Genomic DNA, 20,909 nt, shown 5'->3' on the forward strand with positions numbered 1-20,909 from the left:
ACCCGTATGCCTCCGTGTGCCACGGGTCTGAGACCTGGCTGCCTCCCGACGAACGCGCCGCCCAGCGACGCCGGGCAGAGCCCATACGGCAAGGCCCGTTCGTTGTGCGTGGGCCGGGGTGACAGGCCTCGGGGAAACGGGAACCGTGTGCGGACAAGCGCGGATGGCGCGGACGCGATCGCTCTGGCGGCTCGGGGGGCAGGGCGCGGAGTGAACGGCCGGCGAGGACTTGGGGGACCCCGGAGGTCACCGTGCGGAGTGAACTGGCGGCGGACCCGAGGGACCGCGGGGGGCACGGTTCGCGGTGGGAGTGGCGCGGGCGCAGCTGCGGAGGGAACTGCGGGCGAGGACTCGGGGGACCCGGTGGGCGTGGTGCGGTGGGAACTGCGGGCGAGGACTCGGGCGGGACCCGGTGGGGCAGGGTACGGAGGGAACTGCCGGCGAGGACTCCGCAGGCACCCGCGGGGGCAGGGTGCGCACGGGCTCGCTGTGGAGGGCACTGCGCGGACCGCCGTGGGAGATCTCGGAGGAGCCGGTACGCGCAGGTCTCTGTGGCGCTTCGCACCGGGCGGACTCCTCGCCGCACCGGATCCGGGAGAGCGGGGGGTACTGCGGGAACGGGACCGTCGTGGCAGGACTCGGACGGGCACGGTGGTCGTCCGAGAGGCAGTGACGACGATGAGCCGCCGCCCTGAAGGGATCACGAGCAGGTGCGTGGCCTGTCGTGGTGGCCCGGTGCGTCATCCGGAGCCGGCCACGATCACGCGCGCGCCGCACGCGGTGCTGGGCGATGCCATGAGGCGAACTACGGCGAGTGACCGGCGGCAGGACGCCGAGGCAACCAGCAGCGCACCCCGCGCGGGGAGTACGCGGATTCCCTCGCGCACCTGTGTGGAGCAAGCCGGTGCGTCGCGCACGCGTGTGGAGCGCGGGAGTGCCTCACGCACACGCGGACTGCCGTCTGCTGTCGCCGGGGGCCTGCACCGGAGGCGCAGCCACACGCCGGCACGTGCCCGGCGACGTGCGGGCCCGCATATGGCCGGTGATGCGCTGACCAGCGCATTCACGCCGCATCCGACCTCCCCGCCGGCACGAGGCGAGGTGCCGGGCCGACGCAGATGCTGCCGGTGGGGGCGGGCCACGTGCGGTCTCGGCCGGCGCGACTGCCTGTCGAGCCGGCAGGCACCGGACGACCGCGTGCGGTCGACCCTGATCCGCTACGCACAGGACGGAGGGGCAGCGGTCGTGCGGGTGTCCGGCGGGGTAGCGTAGGCCCGCGATGACGAGGCGACTCTCCTAGGGGGCCCTCAGGTCGCGACGATGTTCGTTTCACGTGGAACAGGAGCGACCGGGTGCCAGACGGAACGGGCGCTGACGCAGGCAGCGAGCTGCTTGCCGACCCGTGGGACGGGGACGCGCGTCTGCCCGAGTTCTTCGGCGACGCGTGGCCGGCTGTGGACGCGTACCACGCCTTCTTGAAAGAAGAGGGAGAGCTGCGCGGTCTGCTCGGACCGCGGGAGCTCCCGCGGCTCTGGGAGCGTCACCTGCTCAACTCTGCAGCGGTCGTCCCGTTCCTGCCGCGATCCGGGCTCATCGTCGACATCGGGTCCGGCGCAGGGCTGCCCGGCATCGTCGTCGCGGCGATGCGTCCCGACGCCGAGGTCATGCTGGTCGAGCCGATGGAACGACGTGTCACCTGGCTCATGGACGTCGTCGAGCGCACCGGGCTCACCAACGTCGACATCCGTAGGGCGCGGGCGCAGGAGCTGGACGGCGCCGTCGAGGCGGACGCAGTCACGGCACGAGCCGTCGCGTCACTCGACAAGCTGTACCGGTGGACGGTGCCTCTGGTGCGAGTGGGTGGCCGCATCGTCGCGATGAAGGGCGCCCGCGCCGGAGACGAGCTCGCCGAGGCGGCACCCGTGATGCGAAAGCTGGGCCTGACGGACGGAGAGGTGCACGAGGCGATCACGATCGCCGGCACCGAGCCGACGCGGATCGTGACGGCAGTACGAGGAAGGGGTCCGCGTGTTCGGTAGGAAGAAGCGCCGCGAGGAGCGGGAGGCCGCCGAGCGCGCGGCCGCCGCGCAGTCGCATGCCGCTGCCAGCGCACACCCGGATCCCGTCCGTGACCCGGGTGCCTCCGCTCATGGGACGGCGGCTGTCGCGGGTGCTGCCGACGCCGACCACACGTCCGGCCCCCCGTCCCAGCAGGGTGAAGCGCGGGACGCCGGCAATGGTGAGGTCTGGCGCGCTGAGCCTGTCGCTGCACCGGGACCGGCTGTCGCGCCCGGTCTGAACAACCGCGACGGTGCAGGTCAGCCCGTCGCCGAGGCTGTCGCCGAGTCGACGGACGCCGGCACTGTCCGGGTCGCTGACCCCCGCTCGTCCGACGGCCCCCTGTCGACGGGGGAGGGCGCGGCGACCCGGGGCGGTTCGCCCCGGTGGACGCCCGCTGACCTCACCGTCGCGGCTGCGACCGCGTCGATCGCAGCTGTCGATACGTCCGCGCACTCGACGTCTGTCGGCGCGGGCCATGGAGCCCCGGACGCAGCTCCGGCAGAAGCGCCGTCCGAGGGCACGCCGCTGGACGCGGTGTCTGACGCCACCACGGCTGGCGATCCTGTTTCACGTGAAACGGCACCGGTGGCGTCGGACATGCACGGTGAACACGCGGGTGGGACCGCAGTGCGTCCGGTTCCACGTGAAACCGGCTCGTCGGCCGTTCCTGCAGCCGGAGCGACCCAGTCGAGCGCAGCCGGCCTCGATGCATCTGGCGAGGCCCTCCGCTCCACTCAGCCGGCCGTCGCGCGCGGAAGTGAAGGCGACACCCCGGCCGACGTTTCACGTGGAACCGCGGCAACCGGCCCGGTGTCGCCACTGGGTGATGAGGTCCGGGCGCGACGCCAAGGCCGCCCGCAGCCGCTTTCCGTGGCGGACATGGGAGCGGCGTACCCGTGGCAGGAGACCGCCGCGACGCCGGCGGAGTCCGGCGCGGCGGTGTCCGCGTCGAACTCCGGTGCGACTGACCCGAAGGTCTCGACGACTGCCGGCGTGCTCCCGGGTGCGGAGCCGGAGTCGCAGGGTGGACCTGGCGAAGCACAGCCGACGGGTTCGTCCACCGGCACCGCGATCGACGTGGCACCCGCGGGCACCGGTCCTACAGCCACGCCCGGCGACGCGCTGACCAGCACTGATGCCGCTGCTGCGGTGCACGACGACGAAAGAGGAACAGTGGAAGACCTTCCGGCGCGCGCCGGCGTGACCGACCGCTCCGGGCTCGGCGGCGACACCGACACGGAGGAGGCACGGCGCGCGGCGCTCGTGGACAGCTTGCCGAGGCCCTCGGCGGACACGCCGCTGCTGGCCGAGCTGCAGCTCGACGCCCGACGCCGCATCGAGCTCAAGGGGCGCAAGTTCCCCCGCCCCGAGCGGACGCGCGTGATCACCGTCGCCAACCAGAAGGGTGGCGTCGGCAAGACGACCACCACGGTGAACCTCGCAGCGGCGCTGGCCCAGGCCGGGCTGCAGGTCCTCGTGCTGGACAACGACCCGCAGGGCAACGCGTCCACCGCACTCGGCATCGATCACCGGGCCGGAACGCCGTCGATCTACGAGGTCCTCGTCGACGGTGCGCCCATGCACGAGGCCGTCCAGGAGAGCCCGGACGTCCCCGGTCTGTGGTGCCTGCCCGCGACGATCGACCTGTCCGGCGCCGAGATCGAGCTCGTCTCGATGGTCGCGCGCGAGACCCGACTGCGGACGGCGCTCGACGTCTACCTCGACTGGCGCACGACCCAGGGGCTCGAGCAGATCGACTACGTCTTCGTGGACTGCCCACCCAGCCTCGGTCTGCTCACCATCAACGCGTTCGTGGTGGCGCGCGAGGTACTCATCCCGATCCAGTGCGAGTACTACGCACTTGAGGGTCTGTCTCAGCTGTTGAAGACGATCGAGCTGATCCAGGCGCACCTCAACCCCCATCTCTCGGTCTCGACGATCCTGCTGACCATGTACGACGCACGGACGAACCTCGCCCAGCAGGTGGCCGAGGAGGTCCGCACCCACTTCCCGGAGCGCACGCTGCGCACGACCGTGCCGCGCTCCGTGCGCATCTCGGAGGCGCCGAGCTACGGGCAGACCGTCATGACGTACGACGGCGGCTCCTCCGGTGCGCTCGCCTACCTCGAGGCCGCACGCGAGCTGGCCGAGCGCGCCGCCCCCGGCGCCGCACGCAACGACATCCCCGCCGGTGTGCCGGCCGGGTCCGCACAGGAGGATCAGTGAGCGAGAAGCGACGCGGTCTCGGCCGCGGTCTGGGAGCCCTCATCCCGACTGGGCTCGACACACCGCGCAGCACCGGCGACCGCCCGGTGGACGTGTTCTTCCCCGACAACCGCAAGACGGAGGCCGCTGCGGCCGACGCCGCAACCGCGGTGAGCGCATCGGTGGACGCCGCAACGGCAGTGCCGGACGTGTCCGCCACCGCTGGTGCCACGGCGGTCCCGACCGTGCCGGGCGACGTGGTCCCGGTCCCGGGCGACGGCGTCTCGACGGGCGACGCCGCAGGTCACGGGGCCGAGGCGACAGCTGGCGAGGGCTCCGCTGCGGCACCCGCCGCGCCTAGCGGACCGTCGAGCGACTGGGTGGCAGCCGACGTCGACGGTCTGGTGCCGGTGCCGGGCGCCCGGTTCGCTGAGCTCCCGGTCGGTTCGATCCGCCCCAACCCGCGGCAGCCGCGGCAGGTGTTCGACGAGGACGCCCTCGGTGAGCTGGTCGGCTCGATCCGCGAGGTCGGAGTTCTGCAGCCGGTCGTGGTGCGTGCCGTCGACGACGGCTACGAGCTGATCATGGGGGAGCGGCGCTGGCGGGCCACGCAGGAGGCCGGTCTCACGACGATCCCTGCGATCATCCGCGACACCGAGGACTCCGACCTGCTGCGCGACGCGTTGCTGGAGAACCTGCACCGCTCGCAGCTGAACCCGCTCGAGGAGGCCGCCGCGTACCAGCAGCTCCTCGACGACTTCGGCTGCACGCACGAGCAGCTCGCCACGCGAATCCACCGGTCCCGCCCGCAGATCTCGAACACGCTGCGCCTGCTGCGCCTGCCCCCGCTCGTGCAGCGCCGCGTCGCCGCGGGCGTGCTGTCGGCAGGTCACGCCCGGGCGCTGCTGGGACTGAGCGACGGTGCCGCGATCGAGCGCCTTGCTCAGCGGATCGTCTCGGAGGGGCTGTCCGTCCGCGCGGTCGAGGAGATCGTGTCGCTCGGTGGCGACGAGTCCGCACCGACGCGCAGGCCGCGTGCGCGGGCCGGCATCCGCAACGAGGCCCTCGACGAGCTCGCGACCCGTCTCTCCGACAGGTTCGAGACGCGCGTCAAGGTCGACCTCGGCAAGACCCGCGGGAAGCTCACGGTCGAGTTCGCGTCCGTGCAGGACCTCAACCGCATCCTTGCGTCGCTCGCGCCCGAGGATCCGGGAGTGCTCCGGACCTGAGCGGGGTGCCCGAGGCATCGCTCGGGCCGGCGTTCGCGGTTCCGAACGATGCCTTCCTGACGAAGCACGCGCGATGTGAGCGTTCACATCACGCCCGCGAGTTCTCCAGGAAGCCCTGAGAGCGGCGCACCGGACGCGCGCGGCGCTCGTGCCGAGCCGGAACGGCGTCTCGAAGGCGCTGGGAGAACGCCGAACGTGCCCTCCTGGCGTCGGCACGGGGCCTCGGGGACGAGGTCGGGGCCCAGCGACGGTGCCCGGGAACGGACAGCTGCCGGCTGCGCCGACCCGCCGGTCCGGCAGTGCGCCGTGCTCCGGGCCCGCCGCGTCCGCAGTCACACGCACGCACCCTGGCGGTCGAGGGGCGACGGGTCATAGGTTGGGCCGGTGCATCCCGCAGCCGCCGTGATCGCGGGCGTCGTCATGTCGGCCGTCTGGGCGGAGCTCGTGCACTGGCGTGCGAGCCGGCGGCGGCTGGGCCAGGGCCGGGTGGGTGATGGCACCGACGCGGTCGTCGTGCTCGGGTACCGCAGCCGGGGCAACCGCGTGAACGCCGTGAACCGCTACCGCGTGCGTGCCGGGCTGCGGTCGCTCGACCCGGCCGCGGGGCGCAGCGTCCTCGTCCTGTGCGGCGGCCCAACCGCCGGTGACGTACCCGAGGCCGACCTGCTGGAGCGCCACGCCCGTCGGCTGGGCTACACGGGTGCGGTGCGGCTCGACCGGACGAGCCGTACTACGTGGGAGAACATCGAGAACGCGATCCCGCTGATCGAGGACGCCCACTCCATCGCGATCGTCTCGAGCTCGTTGCACGCGGAGAAGGCTCGCGCCTACCTCTGGCGTCAGCGCCCCGACCTCGCCGACCGGCTACGGCGTGGTGCCGACCACCGGTTCGGCGAGGTGACGTGGGCCAAGCCGGCGGCTGCCGTCCTGGGCCTGTGGAACCTGCGCGGTCTCAGCACGGCGGGCAGGTGACCAGGCAGGCGACCCCGACGATCGACGCCACCCGCCGAGAGCATCGAGGTCAGGACCCGCTCTGGGTCTCCCGCGCGACGAGCAGCTCCTCGACCGCCTCCTTGATGACGGCCTTGGGCCGCGCACCGATGAGGCCGTTCTCCAGCTCGCCACCGGTGAAGAACGCGAGGTAGGGGATCGACTGGACGTGCATGTCCTCCCGAATGCCCGGGTTCTCCTCGGTGTCGACCATGACGAACTTGACGCGGCCCGCGTACTCCTCCGACAGCTCTTCGATGACCGGGGCGACCAGCCGGCACGGTCCGCACCACGCGGCCCAGAAGTCGACGACGACAGGCAGGTCGCTGCGGAGCACCTCGTCCTCGAAGGTGAGGTCGGTGACGTCGACGGTGCTCACCGCGCCATCTCCTCGTCCGCCGTCGCCTCGTCCGCCACGACGAGCGCGACCCCCGGGGAGACGGGGTCGACGACGTCCGTGAGCGAGGCGAGGTAGTGCTGCGCGTCGAGCGCGGCCGAGCACCCGGACCCCGCAGCGGTGATGGCCTGCCGGTACGTGTGGTCGACGACGTCGCCGCAGGCGAACACGCCCTCGAGGTTGGTGCGCGTCGAGCGGCCCTCGACCTGCACGTAGCCGTTCTCGTCGAGGTCGACCTGCCCGATCAGCAGGTCCGTGCGCGGGACGTGGCCGATGGCGACGAAGATGCCGCCGGCGGCGACCTCGCGGGTCTCGCCCGTGACGGTGTCCTGCAGGGTCACGCCCGTGACCTTGTCCTCGCCGTGGATGGCCACGACCTGGGAGTTCCACGCGAAGGAGATCTTGGGGTCGGCCGCGGCGCGGTCCGCCATGATCTTCGAGGCACGCAGCTCGTCACGGCGGTGGACCATGGTCACGGTACGCCCGAACCGGGAGAGGAAGGTGGCCTCCTCGACCGCGGAGTCGCCTCCGCCGACGACGAGGATGTCCTGGTCGCGGAAGAAGAAGCCGTCGCACGTGGCGCACCAGGACACGCCCCGGCCCGACAGGCGCTTCTCGTCCGGCAGGCCCAGCTCGCGGTACGCCGAGCCGGTCGCCAGGATGACGGCGCGGGCGCGGAACACGTCGCCGTTGCCGGTGGTGACGGTCTTGATCTCGCCGGTCAGGTCGAGCGACGTCGCGTCGTCCCACAGCACCAGTGCGCCGAACTTCTCGGCCTGCTTGCGCATCGAGTCCATGAGCTCGGGGCCCTGGATCCCGTCGGGGAAGCCGGGGAAGTTCTCGACCTCGGTGGTGTTCATCAGCGCGCCGCCGGCGGTGACCGAACCCGCGACGACGACCGGGGCCAGGCCCGCACGAGCCGCGTAGATCGCTGCGGTGTACCCGGCAGGTCCGGAGCCCACGACGACGAGGTCGCGCACGTCGGTGGAGGTGGGCGATGCGGAATCGGTCACAGGGTGCCTCGCTGGGTCGCTCGACGTCGCCGTGGGTGGCGACGGGGCCGTGGTGCGGCCCGGGATCTGGCTCGTCCAACCGATGGTAGGGCGCTTCTGTTCCCGTCCGCGGTCGGCGACCGCGCATCGGGCAGGTCAGGAGACGGTGATCTCCGTGACCTCGAGGCGGAACTGGCCGGCCGCGTTGGTCGGCAGCTCGGTGAAGTACAGGACGATCGTGGAGGCCTGCACCGGCTCGGCGAACGTGAGCACGGTGTCCTGGCTCAGGGTCCCCGAGGCCAGGAGCTCGCCCTCGGTCGGCGCCTCGGCCGTGGTCGCCCGCACCTCGACGTTGCCGCCGGTGCCGTTGACGTGCAGCGTCACGCCGCTGACGGTGCTCTGCCCGGCGAGGGCGAGCTCCAGGCCCATGCCCTCCTTGAGCCCACCGAAGTCGGGGCGGTTGTACGTGTAGGAGAACCAGAACGTCGACGGGTCGCCGTCGACGGCCAGCTCGACGTTCTCGACGCGCTCACCTGCGGGGTCGGTCGGGTCGAAGGTGCGGATCGACGCGACCACGGGCACCGGGCCGGCGGCCTGGTCCGGGGCCGCGGGCTCTTCGGGAGCGGCGGGCGCGGGCTCCGGGGTCGCCGGGTCCTCCTGGGCCGCGGTCTCCTGACCGGCGCCGGGCTCGCGGTCGTCGACCGGCGGCGCGAAGAGCGCGCGGGCGGCGAACACCAGGCCGACGAGCACGACGACGCCGACGATGACGAGGACCAGCGCCGTCGGGTCGAAGCGGCGACCGGTCTCCGGCTCGTCCTCGACGAACGTGAAGGGGTCGTCCGTGAAGGCCGGCCCGCTGTCCCAGGGCTCAGGCTCCGGGGTGGGTGCCACGGGAGGCAGGGACGCCGGAACCGCCGGCGGGTACGTGGCAGGCCCCGCGCTCGGCGCCGCGGCGGCGGGCGCCGCGGTCGCGGGCAGCACGCCCTGGCGGCGCGGCACCGCGGGCGGCGGTGTACCGGGGCGTGGTGCGCCCGCCGGCAGCTCGTCGAACGCGGAGCGCACCGACTGCCGGGCGACGCGGACGGGCGCGGCAGGGCGGTCGGCAGCAGCGGCAGCGGCCGCGGCACCTGCGGCCACCGCGCCGCCTGCGCCGGCGGGCTCGTCCGGCTCCTCGGCGGCGCGCCCGACGCGGATCTCGCCCCACGGCTCGAGCTCGTGGACCAGCTCCCCGGGCGTGTGCGGCCCGTCCTCGTGCGGGCCCAGCGTGACCACGCACAGCGTGTCGAGGTCGTTGGGCACGCCGGCCGCGATCTCGGCTGGCGGCACGGGCCGCCCGTCGAGCACCGGCGCAGGCTGCACGGACGTGTCGCGGTCGTGGTCGCGGTCCGTGGGCCACCGGCCGGTCAGGCCCGTGTAGAGCAGCCGGACGAGGTCGACGGTGTCGGTGCGGCTCGTCGCGCGCGGGTCGGTCAGGGCGGTGCCCAGCAGCGCGGCGTCGATCGCGAGGCCGGACACCAGCACGCGGCCGTCCGCGGAGACGTGCACGACCGACGGCCGCAGGGCCAGGTGGTGGACGCCGCGCCGGCGCGCGACCTCCAGCGCAGCGGCGGCCTCGCCGACGACGGCGCGGGCCTGGTCGGGCGTCAGGGGGCCGCGCTCGACGAGCTGGGCCAACGAGGCACCGGTGATCTGCTCGGACACGACGTACCCGACGCCCTCGTGCATGCCGACGTCGAGCACGCGCACCAGCCGTGCGTCGGTGACGAGGGCGGCGCGGCGGGCGGCGTCGAGCGCGGGAGCGACCGCACCCGACTGCAGGATCCGCACGCGCACGGGACGGTCGAGGATCTGGTCGTTGGCATGCCACACGGAGACGCCGTCGAGGTCCGACGGGAGGGCGTCGACCACGCGGTAGCGCCCCGCGAGCACCGTGCCCCTGCCGACCTCTTCCGTCACCCTGCCACCTCCGGACCCCTCCGCGACCTCACGACCCGCGGATGCAGGCCCAGGGTGCATGCTAGACGGCTCACGGCCGCCGCCGCCCCCGCAGGCGTCGCAGCAGCGGCCCGACCAGCTGGTCGAGCTCGCGCACGCGCAGCAGGCGCAGCCCGCCCAGGTACACCAGCACCATCACGGTCCCCACCGCCGCGCACTGCACGAGCGCACCGGGGACCCCGTCGGGTCCCACGGTCTGGACGGCCAGCAGCACGGCGACGCCCACGGCGGCCGCGGCGAGCGCCGCGAGCGTGGCACGGGCGTGCGTGCGCAGCACGCGGGCCCCGTCGACGTCGCCGTCGAGCCGGCGACGCACCGCGCGCAGCGCCAGCAGGGTGCCCAGCAGGTACGACACGCTCATCGACAGACCCGCGGCGGCGACCCACGAGGTGCTGGGCAGCAGGGCCCGGCCCAGCAGGGTGCCGGCCACGACGACGACCGCCATGGCCGCCTGGACGGGCACCATGCTCTTCGCGTCCTCGTACGCGTAGTACACCCGCTGGCACATGGACCACGCACCGAACGCGGGCAGGCCGAGGGCCATGGCGACGAGCACCCCGGCCACCGCGTCGACGCTCCCCTGGGGCTGGCTCGCCAGGACGAGACGCACCACCGGCTCGGCGAGCACCACGAGCCCGGCCGCGGCCAGGAGCGTGAACAGGCCCACGACGCGCAGCCCGGACGACAGGCTGGTGCGGACCCCGGCGACGTTGCGGTCGTGCGCCTGCGCCGACAGCCGGGTGAAGAGGGCGGTGGCGAGGGACACCGTGACCAGGGAGTGCGGCAGCATGAACAGCGTGAACGCGGTGTCGTAGGCCGCGTTGCCGGCAACTTCGGTGTGCGCCGGCCCGGCGGCGCCCGGTGCGGCGGACGCCACCCGCGACACGATCACGTACCCGAGCTGGCCGATGGTCAGCCCCACGAACGTCCAGGTGGCGACTGTGCCGGCACGTCCGAGCCCGGAGCCGCGCAGCCCCCAGCGCCAGCGGTACCGCACGCCGGCCCGGCGCAGGAACGGGATGAGCACGAGGGCCTGGCAGACCACACCGAGCGTGGCCGAGCCACCGAGGAGCGCGACCTGCCCCGCGGTCCAGCCGTCGGCGGAGCTCACGTCACCGAACACGACGATGAACAGCCCGAACCCGGCGATCGACACGACGTTGTTCACGGCGGGTGCCCACATGTACGGCCCGAACGACCCCCGGGCGTTGAGCACCTGCCCGAGCAGCGCGTACGCGCCGTAGAAGAACATCTGCGGCAGGCACCAGTACGCGAACGTCGTCGCCAGTGCCTGCTGCGCGGCGTTGCCCGACTCGGCGTAGAGCGACACCAGCAGGGGGGCGGCGAGGGTGAGCGCCACGGTGACGCCCGCGAGCAGAGCGAACCCGAAGCTCAGCAGCCGGTCGACGTACTCCTGGCCGTCGTGGCGCTTGTACGCCCGGACGACCTGCGGGACCAGCACGGCGTTCAGGACACCGCCCGCGAGCAGCATGAAGAGGACGTTGGGCAGCTTGTTGGCGACCGCGAAGGCGTCGGCCGCCTGACCCGTCGCGCCGATGGCCGCGATGAGCACCGCGACGCGCAGGAACCCGAGCAGGCGTGAGACGGCGGTCCCGCCGGCCATGAGCGCGGCGCCACGCCGGATGCCGCCGTCGGTGCCGCGGGTGCTTCCGTCGGTGCCGGGGGTGCTGCCGTCCTCGCTGCCCGGTCCGCCGGGGACGTCCTGCGGGTCGCCGGGGGGTGGGGTGGTGCCGCTCATGCCTCGTCCTCCGGTGTACCGCCCAGCACGGGCAGCGGGCGGGTGCCCTCGTCGTCGTGGACCAGGCGCGCGCCGCGCCGGGCGCTCTGCCCGCGGCGCACCGTCCGCCCGACGCCCAGCACGAGCCCGACGGCCAGCAGCACCCCGACGACGGCCGTCCCGACCGACTCGACGGTCGGCGACGCGCGGACGACGAACGTCACGGGCGTCGACAGCGGGCTGCCGTCGGCGGCGGTGAGCACGGCCTCGACGACCACCTCGCAGTTGGCGATCGCGTGCACGGCGACGGGGACCACGGCCTCGCCGCCGGCCGCCACCTGGACGTCCTCGCTGGGCCCGGTGCTCAGGCACGCCTTGCGCGGCGTGGCCTGCACGCGCACGGTCGCCGCGGTCGGCAGGTCGTTGCGGACCGAGAACCGGACCTCGCTGTCCGCGCTGACGAGGTTCTGCGTGCTGGGCTGGGCGAGCACGAGTCCGAACCGGCGCTCGTCGACGGCGGTCACCACGGTGTCGACGATCTCCTGCCGCACGGTCGGCTCGGCGCGCCAGGCCACGGCGAGCGGCGCCAGCACGGCCTCGTCGACACCGGCGAGCAGGGCCGTCGGGTCCTCCGTGACCTGCGCGAACCCGAGGGTCGCACGTCGCGCGTCGGCCAGGCGGCGCACCTCGGCGGCCTCGAGCGCGGCCGGCACGTCGGTGAGCTGGGGCAGCGCGTCGCGCTCGTCGTCCCCGGCGCTGGCGCCCAGCAGCGCGGTCATCGGTGCGGTGCGGGACCACGGCGCGCCCTGGACGGCGTCGAGGACCGCGTCGACCAGCGCGGGGTCGGGCTCGGCGTCGCGCGGCAGGGCCACCAGCACGTGCTGCAGCCCTTCCGCGGAGCCGCGGGCGAGGACCGAGAGCTCGGCCAGCACGCGCTGGACGACGGTGGTGCGGGTCGCGTCCGGGTCCAGCGACGTGGGGTCGCTCAGCAGGCTCGTGAGGGTCGCGTCGGGGGCGAGACCCACGAGCGTGCCGCTCGGGGTGCTGAGGCTGGTGCGGGCGCCGCCCGCGTCGTCCTGCGACGGCTGGTCGTCGGGGGCGAGGACGAGCGCGGCCGCTCCGCTGCGCGCGGCCAGGTCGGCGGTCGCCTGGTCGGTCGCCGGACCCGGCGCCCACAGGACGTCCGTGCGCGCGGCGAGGGGCTGACCGGAGGCCACGACCTCACCCGTGGCCGCGTCCGAGGCGGAGGTCGCGACGTCGAGCAGGTCGGCCGCGTCCGCGTGCGCGAGGGCGACCAGGTCGGGGTCGGACCAGGGCAGCGCGATCAGGTCGCGGCCCACGGCGGCCGCGCGGAGCTCCTCGCTCCACGCGGCGACAGCGCCGGAGCCGGCGGCGGCCTGCGCCGCGAGGGCCGGGTCGACGGCCAGGGCGACGTCCGGGTGGGCGCGTGCGATCTCGAGGACGGACGCGAGCCGCCCCCCGGGCTGCACGAGCTCGGTGAGGGTCGGGCCCGGGGGCGCGACCTCGACGCCGGCCGGGACGACGGCCGGCCCGACGACCGGTGCGAGCACGGACACCCGGGCCTGGGCGACGTCGTCCGTGGTCGCCCACAGGGCGAACGTGCGCTGCAGACCGACGCGGGCGCGGGGGCCGTCGGTCGCCTCGACGGCCAGCCCGCGTGCACCCCAGGTGTCCGGGCGGTCGAGCAGCCCGACCGCGTCGGCGGGCACGGTGACGGTCAGGTCCACGGACGCACCGGGGGCCAGCGGCGCCTCCGCGGCGACCGCGGCGGCGGCCTCGCCCGCGCGACGCCCGTCGACCGGCTCGTCGAGCCACGTCTGCAGGTCGGCCCGTGTGCCCGGGCGCAGGCGCTCGAGACGGACCACCGCCCGCGGGTTCTCGATGACCTCGCCCGTGCGGTTGGTCAGGCGGGCGCGCACCACGAGGTCCTGCCCCGGGCGCAGCACGCCGGGGTTCACCTCGGTGATCTGCACGCGGACGTCGGACGCGGCCTCCTCCTCGGCGGTCGACGCAGCGGTCGACGCGGGGGTCGGCGAGCGGTCCGTCGCCAGGGCCGCCGACGGGACGGTCAGCGCCGTGAGGGCCAGGAGGGGGACGATCGCGGCGAGCAGGTGCGCCCGCACCCGGGGGGTCGGTGCGCTCATCCGTCGGTGAGGACCGTGAGCGCCATGCCCGCGAGGCGACGCTCGTTGGGGTAGGCCAGCCGGTCCGACAGGTCGGCGACGCGGACCCACTCCACGTCCTCCGCCTCGCCGTCCGGGTCGTTCTCCACGGTCAGCTCCCCGTGCAGCGCGCTGAGCAGGAAGTGGTGCACGACCTTGTGCACGCGGTGCTCCTCGCCGGAGAACCAGTAGTCGATGACCCCGAGGCGACGCAGCACCCGGCCGGTGATCCCGGTCTCCTCCGCGATCTCGCGGACCGCGGCCTCCTCGGGCGTCTCGTCACCCTCGAGGTGCCCCTTGGGCAGGCACCACTCGAGGCGTCCCGCACGGTTGCGCCGCGCGATCACGGCCGCGGCCAGGTGCCCCTGCTGCCGCGTGACGACCAGCCCTCCGGCGGACGTCTCGTCGACCACCGGCAGCGCGACGGCGTGCGTGCGCGGGTGGACGCGGGTCGGGTCGATCCGCAGCGGATGACCACCGGGCGGTGCCGGCACACGCCCGGGACCGGGCGGATGGGCGGCGGTGGACATGCCGACACTGTAACGACTCCTCCTCACCCGTTCTGTTCGTGCCGCGGCACACCCGTTCCCGGGCCCGTCGCGACCTCTGGCAGGCTTGTCGGGTGTCCGACGCCCCCGAGAACGAGCCCGACGCCGCGGCCGTGCAGCAGCTGCGCCGCCGTGCCCTGGAGTCCCTCGCCGCGATGGCGCCCGACGCCCTCGACCTCGGTCGCCGCTTCCGCGACGCCGGGTACGAGCTCGCCCTGGTCGGCGGGCCGGTGCGCGACGCGTTCCTGGGGCGCGCCAGCAACGACCTGGACCTGACGACCTCCGCGACGCCCGACCAGGCCGAGCCGCTGCTCGCCGCGTGGGGTGACGCGCACTGGGACATCGGCCGCGACTTCGGGACCGTCGGTGCCCGCCGGTTCGCGGGCCGCCGCGGGGCCACCGAGGACGTCGTCGTCGAGGTCACCACGTACCGCACGGACGCGTACGACCCGACGTCCCGCAAGCCGCTCGTGCAGTTCGGCGACACGCTCGAGGGCGACCTGTCGCGCCGCGACTTCACGGTCAACGCGATGGCCGTCCGGGTGCCGGACCTGACGTTCGTCGACCCCTTCGACGGCCTGACCGACCTGGCGCGCGGGGTCCTGCGCACCCCGATCGACCCGCGCCGCTCCTTCGACGACGACCCGCTGCGCATGATGCGCGCCGCGCGGTTCGTCGCCCAGCTCGGGTTCCGCCTCGACGACGACGCCCGCGCGGCGATCGTGGAGATGGCCGGTCGCATCGAGATCGTCTCCGCCGAGCGGGTGCGCGACGAGCTGACCAAGCTGCTGCTGTCCCCGCACCCGCGCGCCGGGCTGGAGGTGCTGGTCGACACGGGCCTGGCCGACCACGTGCTGCCCGAGCTGCCGGCGCTGCGGCTCGAGATCGACGAGCACCACCGCCACAAGGACGTCTACCAGCACACGCTCATGGTGCTGGAGAAGGCGATCGCGCTGGAGACGGGCCCCGACGGCCCGGTGCCGGGCCCTGACCTGGTGCTGCGCCTCGCCGCGCTGCTGCACGACATCGGCAAGCCCCGCACCCGCCGGTTCGAGCCGGGCGGCGGCGTGAGCTTCCACCACCACGAGGTGGTCGGTGCCAAGCTCGCGTCCAAGCGGCTCAAGGCGCTGCGGTTCGACAAGCAGACCGTGCACGACGTCGCGCGGCTCACCGAGCTGCACCTGCGGTTCCACGGCTACGGCGAGGGGGAGTGGACCGACTCGGCCGTCCGGCGCTACGTCACCGACGCCGGGCCGCTGCTCGAGCGCCTGCACCGCCTGACCCGCTCGGACTCCACGACGCGCAACCAGCGCAAGGCGGCCCGCCTCAAGGCCGCGTACGACGACCTGGAGCGCCGCATCGCCACGCTGCGCGAGGCGGAGGAGCTCGCGTCGATCCGTCCCGACCTCGACGGCACGCAGATCATGGAGATCCTCGGCATCCGGCCCGGGCGGGAGGTCGGTGAGGCGTACCGCCACCTGCTGGAGCTGCGCATGGAGCACGGGCCGCTGGGCGAGGAGCGGGCACGCGAGGAGCTGCTGAGCTGGTGGGCCGCGCGGACGTCCTGAGGGGGTCCGCGGTCGCACCCCAACGGAACGGGCGTCCTGATCGTCCTTGAGGGTGTGACGACCATCGACGGGGCGACCCTCCTGTGACGCGGCGCTCCGGCGACGTGCCGGCCCAGCTGGTCCGCGACCGGTACCCGGCGCTCCTGGCGCGGGCGCGGATGCTCGTGCGCGACCCGGTCGCCGCGCAGGACCTGGTGCGCGACGCGCTGGTCGCGACCGCGACAGGACGGTCCCGGCCGACGTCGGTGCCGGCCGCCGAGCACGCCGTCCGGCGCTCCCTGGTGACACGGCTCCTCGACGGGCAGCGTGAGCGCGCCGCGGGGGAGCGGCTCGCGGCGCAGCGTGCCCCGGACGCGGCGGACCCGTCCCCGACCCCGGCCGGCACGACGGGCCCGGCCGACGAGGTCGAGGCGGCGCTCGCCACGCTGGAACCCCGCGAGCGGGTGTGCGTCGTGCTGCGCCACCTGGACGGGCTCTCGGTGGGCGAGGTGGGCGAGGTCCTGGGGCTGTCGGAAGGGCTGGTCAGGCGGTCCACGGCCGACGGCGTCCGCACCCTGTGCGCGCTGCTGGACGTGCGCACGACCGACCCGGACCGTGAGCGCGCGGACGGCGCGGTTCACCCGGCGGGCGCCACGCCGACCGTCGTGACCGAGGGGGCCCGGGACCTCACCGACGTGCTGCGCGCGGCCGAGGCGCAGCGCGCGGCGTCCTCGGAGGGGGAGCCGACCGTCGTCGCCGCCGCCTCCCGGGCCTTGGCCGCGGTGCGCACCGCCCGGGCCCGGCGCCGGGTGCTGGTCGTCGCGGGTGCGGCCGCCGCCGTCGCGGTGGTCGTGACCGGTGCGGTGCTCTGGTCCCAGCGCGGCACGCCGCCGTCCGCGGCACCCGAGCCGGGCGGGGCGCAGGTGCCGGGCCTGTCACCGCTGCGGCAGGCCGAGGAGTCCGACCTGCGGGGTGCCCCCGACGGCAGCGCGCTGGCCCTGTGGGTGCAGCCCGCGAGCGACGCCACGCCCACGCCCGCGGCCGGTGCCGCGTCGACGGTCGCCCGCCTCCTGCTGGTGCGTCCGGACGGTGACGTGCTGGACGTCGGTCCCGCGCCCGAGGGGATGCAGATGCTGACGGCCTGGGACCGTGCCGCGGGCACGGCCGAGTTCTGGGCGGAGGGGTCCTTCGGGGAGGCGACGGTCGTCGACCTGGTGAGCGGCCAGGTGGTGGGGACCACGCCGGACAGCGTCGACTGGGCGGGGGACCCGTCACCCGACGGCGCCGCCCGTGCCTGGACCTCGGACGCGGACCTGCACGTGGAGCGCGACGGGGTGGAGGTCCGGTACGACCTGCCGGCCACGGCGTGCTGGATGGTCGGGTGGTCCGACGACACCCACGTGCTGGTGGACTGCCCGCGGCTCGACGAGGCGACCCTGCGCCCGGCGGGTCTCGGCGCGACGACCCTCCTCATGGACACCACGACGGGGGCGATCACCGACCACCGCTCGGTGGAGGCCGGCGAGCCGAGCCCGGCGTACCCGGCGCACCGGCTCGCCGACGGACGGCTCGTCGCCTCGCTGGCGGTGCGACCCGACCCCACCGGCGAGGCGCCGCGCACGTGCCCGCAGCGCCTGGTGACCCTGACCGGGCTCGACACGGCGCCGTTCGCCGAGGTCCCGTCGGACCTGCTGGCGGTGCTGCCCGGCGTGGCACCCGTGCCGGCCGGCCTGCTGGTGTCGGGGACGACCAACTGCGAGGGCACCGCCGGGTCGGCGGCGCTGTGGGCCGTCGACGGCGAGACCGGCGAGGTCACGGACGTGCTGCCGTCGGTCGAGACGTTCGACCCGACGCAGGCGGGGCTGCAGTCGTGGGTGGTGGGGGACTGACGCGGCGCGTCAGTCCACCCGCACCACCAGCAGGCAGACGTCGTCCTCCTGGTGCTCGTCGACCAGGGTGCCCGTCAGGGCGTCGCACACCTGGCTCGCGGTCGCGTCGTCGGGGACCGCGGCCAGCGCCGCGGACAGCGTCTCGATCCCCTCGCGCAGCCCGCGGTCGCGACGCTCGACCAGCCCGTCGGAGTACAGCACCACGAACGCACCGTGCGGCACGTCCGCCGCGGCCTCCGGGGTCGTCCCGGGACGGACCGGCGGCAGGCCGATCGGCGTGCTGCGAGCACCGTCGAGGCCCTGGACGTGACCGCCGGGCAGCCGCACGAGGACCGGCGGGTGCCCCGCGCTCGCCCAGGTGAGGCGGGCGCCCGTGGGTGTGCGCTCCCAGCGCACGAGCACGCACGTCGCGATGTCGGCGACGTCGAGCGCGCGCACCAGGCCGTCGAGCCGCTCCAGCGCCTCGCCCGGACGGTCGCCGCGCCACACCGACGCGCGCAGCAGCGAGCGCAGCTGACCCATCGACGCGGCGGCGCGCAGGTCGTGACCCACCACGTCGCCGACCGCCAGGCTCACCGCGCCGTCGGGCAGCACGAAGGCGTCGAACCAGTCGCCGCCGACCTCGGCCCGGCGCCCCGACGGCAGGTACGAGGCCGCGACGTCCAGCCCGCCGACGTCGCCCAGCACGGGCAGCAGGCTGTGCTGCAACGTCAGCGCGGCGTCGCGCTCGGCCAGGTACAGGCGCACGTTCTCCAGCAGGACGCCGGCACGACGGCCCAGGTGGGCGGCGGTGACGACGACCTCCCGGTCGAACCCGTCGACGTCGCGGTGCACCAGGCACAGCGCGCCCAGCACCCGGTCGCGTCCGGTGAGCGGCACGAGCAGGGCGCTGCCCAGGCCGAGCGTCTCCAGCAGCCGCAGCTCGTCCGGCGTCGTGCGCGACGGCAGGCTCGCGACGTCCACCGGCATGGGCATGGGCACGTGGTCGTCGCCGGCGGCCAGCGTCTGGGCGACGCGCGGCGACTGGGTCAGCCACGTGGTGCCCTGCGTGCCCAGGGCGTGCGCGACGGGTGCGTGCGCCGGGTCCGCCGTGACGACGTGCACCCGCTCCAGGTGCCCGGTCTCGCTCGCCATCGCGACGAACCCCCACGTCGCCAGGCGGGGCACCACCAGGTCGGCCAGGGCGTCGACGGCGTCGCCGAACTCCAGGTGCCGGGACAGCTCCTCGCCCATGCGCGCCAGCAGCTCCAGCCGGTCGGCCGTGCGGTGCATGAGCGAGAGCTCGAGCGTGCGCGCCGCCTCGCCGACGGCCTCGGCGGTCACGTCGACCTGCACGCCCACCCGGTGGGTGACCTGGCCGTCCGCGTCGCGCAGGTGCGTGATCGCCAGCTGGTTCCAGAACTGCGAGCCGTCCTTGCGGACGTTGAGCAGCAGCTCCTGCACGTCGTCCCCGCGCTCGAGTGCGGCACGCAGCCGCGCCACCGCCTCGGGATCGGTGTCCTCGCACTGCAGGAACCGGCAGTTGCGGCCCCGGACCTCGTCGAGCGTGTACCCCGTGAGCGTGGTGAACGCCGTGTTCGCCCACACGACGGGGTCGCCGGGCAGGCGGGGGTCGGAGACCGTCATGGCCAGGGGCCCGCGCTCGAGGACGGCCTGGGCCAGCGGTCCGGTGAGGACGTCCTGCGGCAGCACCGGACTCGTGTGCGGTGCGCGCGCGTCGACGGGCCGGGTCCCGGCCGGCGGTGTGTCGTCCACCGTCCCTGCGCTGGTCACGTGGTCACCCCGGCGGGCGGTGCGGCGATCGGCACGGGGGTGCGCGTGCTGCGGGCGAAGACGACGGCGCCGGCCAGGTAGACCGCGGCCAGCCCGGCGAACAGGACGGGGGACCAGCCCGTGTCGGGCAGCGCGACGGCCGCGACCGCGGCGGCTCCGACGAACGCGGCGTTGTACATCACGTCGTACAGGGCGAACGCGCGGCCGCGGTACGCGTCGGCGGTGTCGTGCTGCACGATCGTGTCGACGGCGATCTTGGCGCCCTGCGCCGCCAGGCCCAGCGCGGCGCCGGCCCCCAGCACGGCGGGCAGGGTCACGGTGAACGCCAGCAGCAGCTGGCTGACCACGGCCAGCAGCAGGCACAGGACGATCCAGACGTGCGGCCCGACGCGGGGGCTCAGCACGGGCGTCAGCACCACGGCCAGCGCGAACCCCGCGGCGCTGGCGGCCAGCACGCTGCCGAACGTGGCCAGGCCCGCGGCGACGTCCGCCGGGTCGGACAGCAGGTTGCGGGAGATGAGGATGCTGGCGATGAAGACGGCGCCGTAGCAGAACCGGTGCAGCGCCATGATGCCCAGCGCGTACGCGGGCGTGCGACGGGCGACGAGGTACCGGGCACCGTCCACGAGGCCGCGGGCCAGGTGGCCCAGGGCACGGCGGACGTCCGTGCCGGCCGTGCGCTCGTCCGGGCCGAGCTGGTCCGGCCCGAGCCGCGTGGCCAGGGCCGACGCGCAGGCCATGACGGCCGCGGCGACCAGCAGGGAGGTCGCGTCGCGCACCCGGCCCGTCGGCAGCAGCAGGCCCAGGACGAAGCCCAGCGCACCACCCACGCCCGCGGCCGCGGCGCCCAGCGTCGGGGTCAGCGAGTTGGCGGTCAGCAGCAGCGGGCCGTCGACGACCTTCGGCAGCGACGCCGACAGCGCCGCGAGCAGGAACCGGTTGACCGACAGCGCGGCCAGCGCCAGCACGTACACGGCCGGGCCGACGCCGCTGGTCAGCATGATGACCGCGATGACGACCGTGAGGGCGACGCGCACGAGGTTGCCGTAGAGGAGCACCTGCCGGCGCCGCCAGCGGTCCAGGAGCACACCGGCCCACGGGCCGACGATCGTGAACGGCAGCAGCAGCACCGCGAACGCGGCGGCCACGCCCGTGGCCGTCGACGCGTTCTCCGGCGAGAAGAAGAAGAGCGTGGCGAGCCCGATCTGGAACATGCCGTCCGACGCCTGGCTGACCAGGCGTACGGCGAAGAGCCGGCGGAAGCCGGTGAGGGGCCACAGGGCCCGGAGGTCGGAGATCACCTGCACGCGCCAAGATTACGGCGCGTGTCGTCGGCGGGGTGCCGTGGACCGGTGACCGCCG

At 74.7% G+C, this 20,909-nt stretch carries 14 protein-coding genes; 6 read left to right on the plus strand and 8 right to left on the minus strand.

The genetic code is table 11. From position 1 onward, the window contains the following. Positions 1–1,352 precede the first annotated feature (1,352 nt). From rsmG to J1G43_RS01370, 4 genes are all read left to right on the plus strand, one after another. Positions 1,353–2,039: a 16S rRNA (guanine(527)-N(7))-methyltransferase RsmG gene (rsmG, locus tag J1G43_RS01355; protein WP_207377794.1), complete on the plus strand. Its 687-nt coding sequence runs from the start codon at positions 1,353–1,355 to the stop codon at positions 2,037–2,039. Between the two features lie 1,195 nt (positions 2,040–3,234). Continuing rightward, positions 3,235–4,287, plus strand: a complete 1,053-nt coding sequence (locus tag J1G43_RS01360) for a ParA family protein (RefSeq protein ID WP_372434870.1) — start codon at positions 3,235–3,237, stop codon at positions 4,285–4,287. Continuing rightward, positions 4,284–5,495 carry a ParB/RepB/Spo0J family partition protein gene (locus J1G43_RS01365; protein WP_207340049.1) on the plus strand — a complete coding sequence of 404 codons (1,212 nt, stop codon included), beginning with the start codon at positions 4,284–4,286 and terminating at the stop codon, positions 5,493–5,495. The genes J1G43_RS01360 and J1G43_RS01365 overlap by 4 nt, the downstream gene beginning before the upstream one ends. Before the next feature lie 384 nt (positions 5,496–5,879). Then, complete coding sequence (locus tag J1G43_RS01370) at positions 5,880–6,467, plus strand: YdcF family protein (protein ID WP_249670672.1); 588 nt, start codon at positions 5,880–5,882, stop codon at positions 6,465–6,467. A gap of 49 nt (positions 6,468–6,516) precedes the next feature. On the opposite strand, the gene trxA is transcribed toward J1G43_RS01370, so the two are convergent. The 6 genes from trxA to J1G43_RS01400 form a co-directional block, all read right to left on the minus strand. Further along, the gene (gene trxA, locus J1G43_RS01375) at positions 6,517–6,864 is read right to left on the minus strand and encodes a thioredoxin (RefSeq protein WP_207340048.1); all 348 of its coding nucleotides are present in this window, start codon (positions 6,862–6,864) and stop codon (positions 6,517–6,519) included. After that, positions 6,861–7,895, minus strand: coding sequence for a thioredoxin-disulfide reductase (gene trxB / locus J1G43_RS01380; protein WP_207340047.1), 1,035 nt, complete (start codon positions 7,893–7,895; stop codon positions 6,861–6,863). The genes trxA and trxB overlap by 4 nt, the downstream gene beginning before the upstream one ends. A gap of 135 nt (positions 7,896–8,030) precedes the next feature. Further along, the gene (locus J1G43_RS01385) at positions 8,031–9,830 is read right to left on the minus strand and encodes a protein kinase family protein (protein WP_207377795.1); all 1,800 of its coding nucleotides are present in this window, start codon (positions 9,828–9,830) and stop codon (positions 8,031–8,033) included. A 70-nt stretch (positions 9,831–9,900) separates the two neighbouring features. Next, positions 9,901–11,628: a murein biosynthesis integral membrane protein MurJ gene (gene murJ / locus J1G43_RS01390; protein WP_207377796.1), complete on the minus strand. Its 1,728-nt coding sequence runs from the start codon at positions 11,626–11,628 to the stop codon at positions 9,901–9,903. Further along, positions 11,625–13,772 (minus strand): DUF6049 family protein, encoded by a 2,148-nt coding sequence (locus J1G43_RS01395; RefSeq protein WP_207369702.1) that lies wholly within the window; start codon positions 13,770–13,772, stop codon positions 11,625–11,627. The genes murJ and J1G43_RS01395 overlap by 4 nt, the downstream gene beginning before the upstream one ends. Further along, the gene (locus tag J1G43_RS01400; protein ID WP_207340043.1) at positions 13,769–14,320 is read right to left on the minus strand and encodes an NUDIX hydrolase; all 552 of its coding nucleotides are present in this window, start codon (positions 14,318–14,320) and stop codon (positions 13,769–13,771) included. Before J1G43_RS01400 ends, J1G43_RS01395 begins: the two co-directional genes overlap by 4 nt. Positions 14,321–14,493: 173 nt before the next feature. Between J1G43_RS01400 and J1G43_RS01405 the strand changes: the two genes are divergently transcribed. Continuing rightward, positions 14,494–15,906 carry a CCA tRNA nucleotidyltransferase gene (locus J1G43_RS01405; RefSeq protein WP_242635297.1) on the plus strand — a complete coding sequence of 471 codons (1,413 nt, stop codon included), beginning with the start codon at positions 14,494–14,496 and terminating at the stop codon, positions 15,904–15,906. A gap of 83 nt (positions 15,907–15,989) precedes the next feature. Further along, positions 15,990–17,774 carry a sigma factor-like helix-turn-helix DNA-binding protein gene (locus tag J1G43_RS18850; protein ID WP_307859438.1) on the plus strand — a complete coding sequence of 595 codons (1,785 nt, stop codon included), beginning with the start codon at positions 15,990–15,992 and terminating at the stop codon, positions 17,772–17,774. Between the two features lie 9 nt (positions 17,775–17,783). On the opposite strand, the gene J1G43_RS01415 is transcribed toward J1G43_RS18850, so the two are convergent. Beyond that, on the minus strand, positions 17,784–19,547 hold the full coding sequence (locus J1G43_RS01415; RefSeq protein WP_307859439.1) for a SpoIIE family protein phosphatase: 1,764 nt from the start codon (positions 19,545–19,547) through the stop codon (positions 17,784–17,786). Beyond that, positions 19,544–20,854, minus strand: a complete 1,311-nt coding sequence (locus J1G43_RS01420) for an MFS transporter (RefSeq protein ID WP_207369703.1) — start codon at positions 20,852–20,854, stop codon at positions 19,544–19,546. Before J1G43_RS01420 ends, J1G43_RS01415 begins: the two co-directional genes overlap by 4 nt. Positions 20,855–20,909: the final 55 nt, after the last annotated feature.

Origin of the sequence: Cellulomonas sp. zg-ZUI22, from assembly GCF_017353535.1 — a bacterium.
Lineage (GTDB): Bacteria > Actinomycetota > Actinomycetes > Actinomycetales > Cellulomonadaceae > Cellulomonas > Cellulomonas wangleii.

Excerpts from the sequence above, each read along its gene's own strand:
- murJ (WP_207377796.1), bottom strand. The coding sequence starts at position 11,628 with ATGAGCGGCACCACCCCACCCCCCGGCGACCCGCAGGACGTCCCCGGC.
- J1G43_RS01395 (WP_207369702.1), bottom strand. The coding sequence starts at position 13,772 with ATGAGCGCACCGACCCCCCGGGTGCGGGCGCACCTGCTCGCCGCGATC.
- J1G43_RS01400 (WP_207340043.1), bottom strand. The coding sequence starts at position 14,320 with ATGTCCACCGCCGCCCATCCGCCCGGTCCCGGGCGTGTGCCGGCACCG.
- J1G43_RS01405 (WP_242635297.1), top strand. The coding sequence starts at position 14,494 with ATGGCGCCCGACGCCCTCGACCTCGGTCGCCGCTTCCGCGACGCCGGG.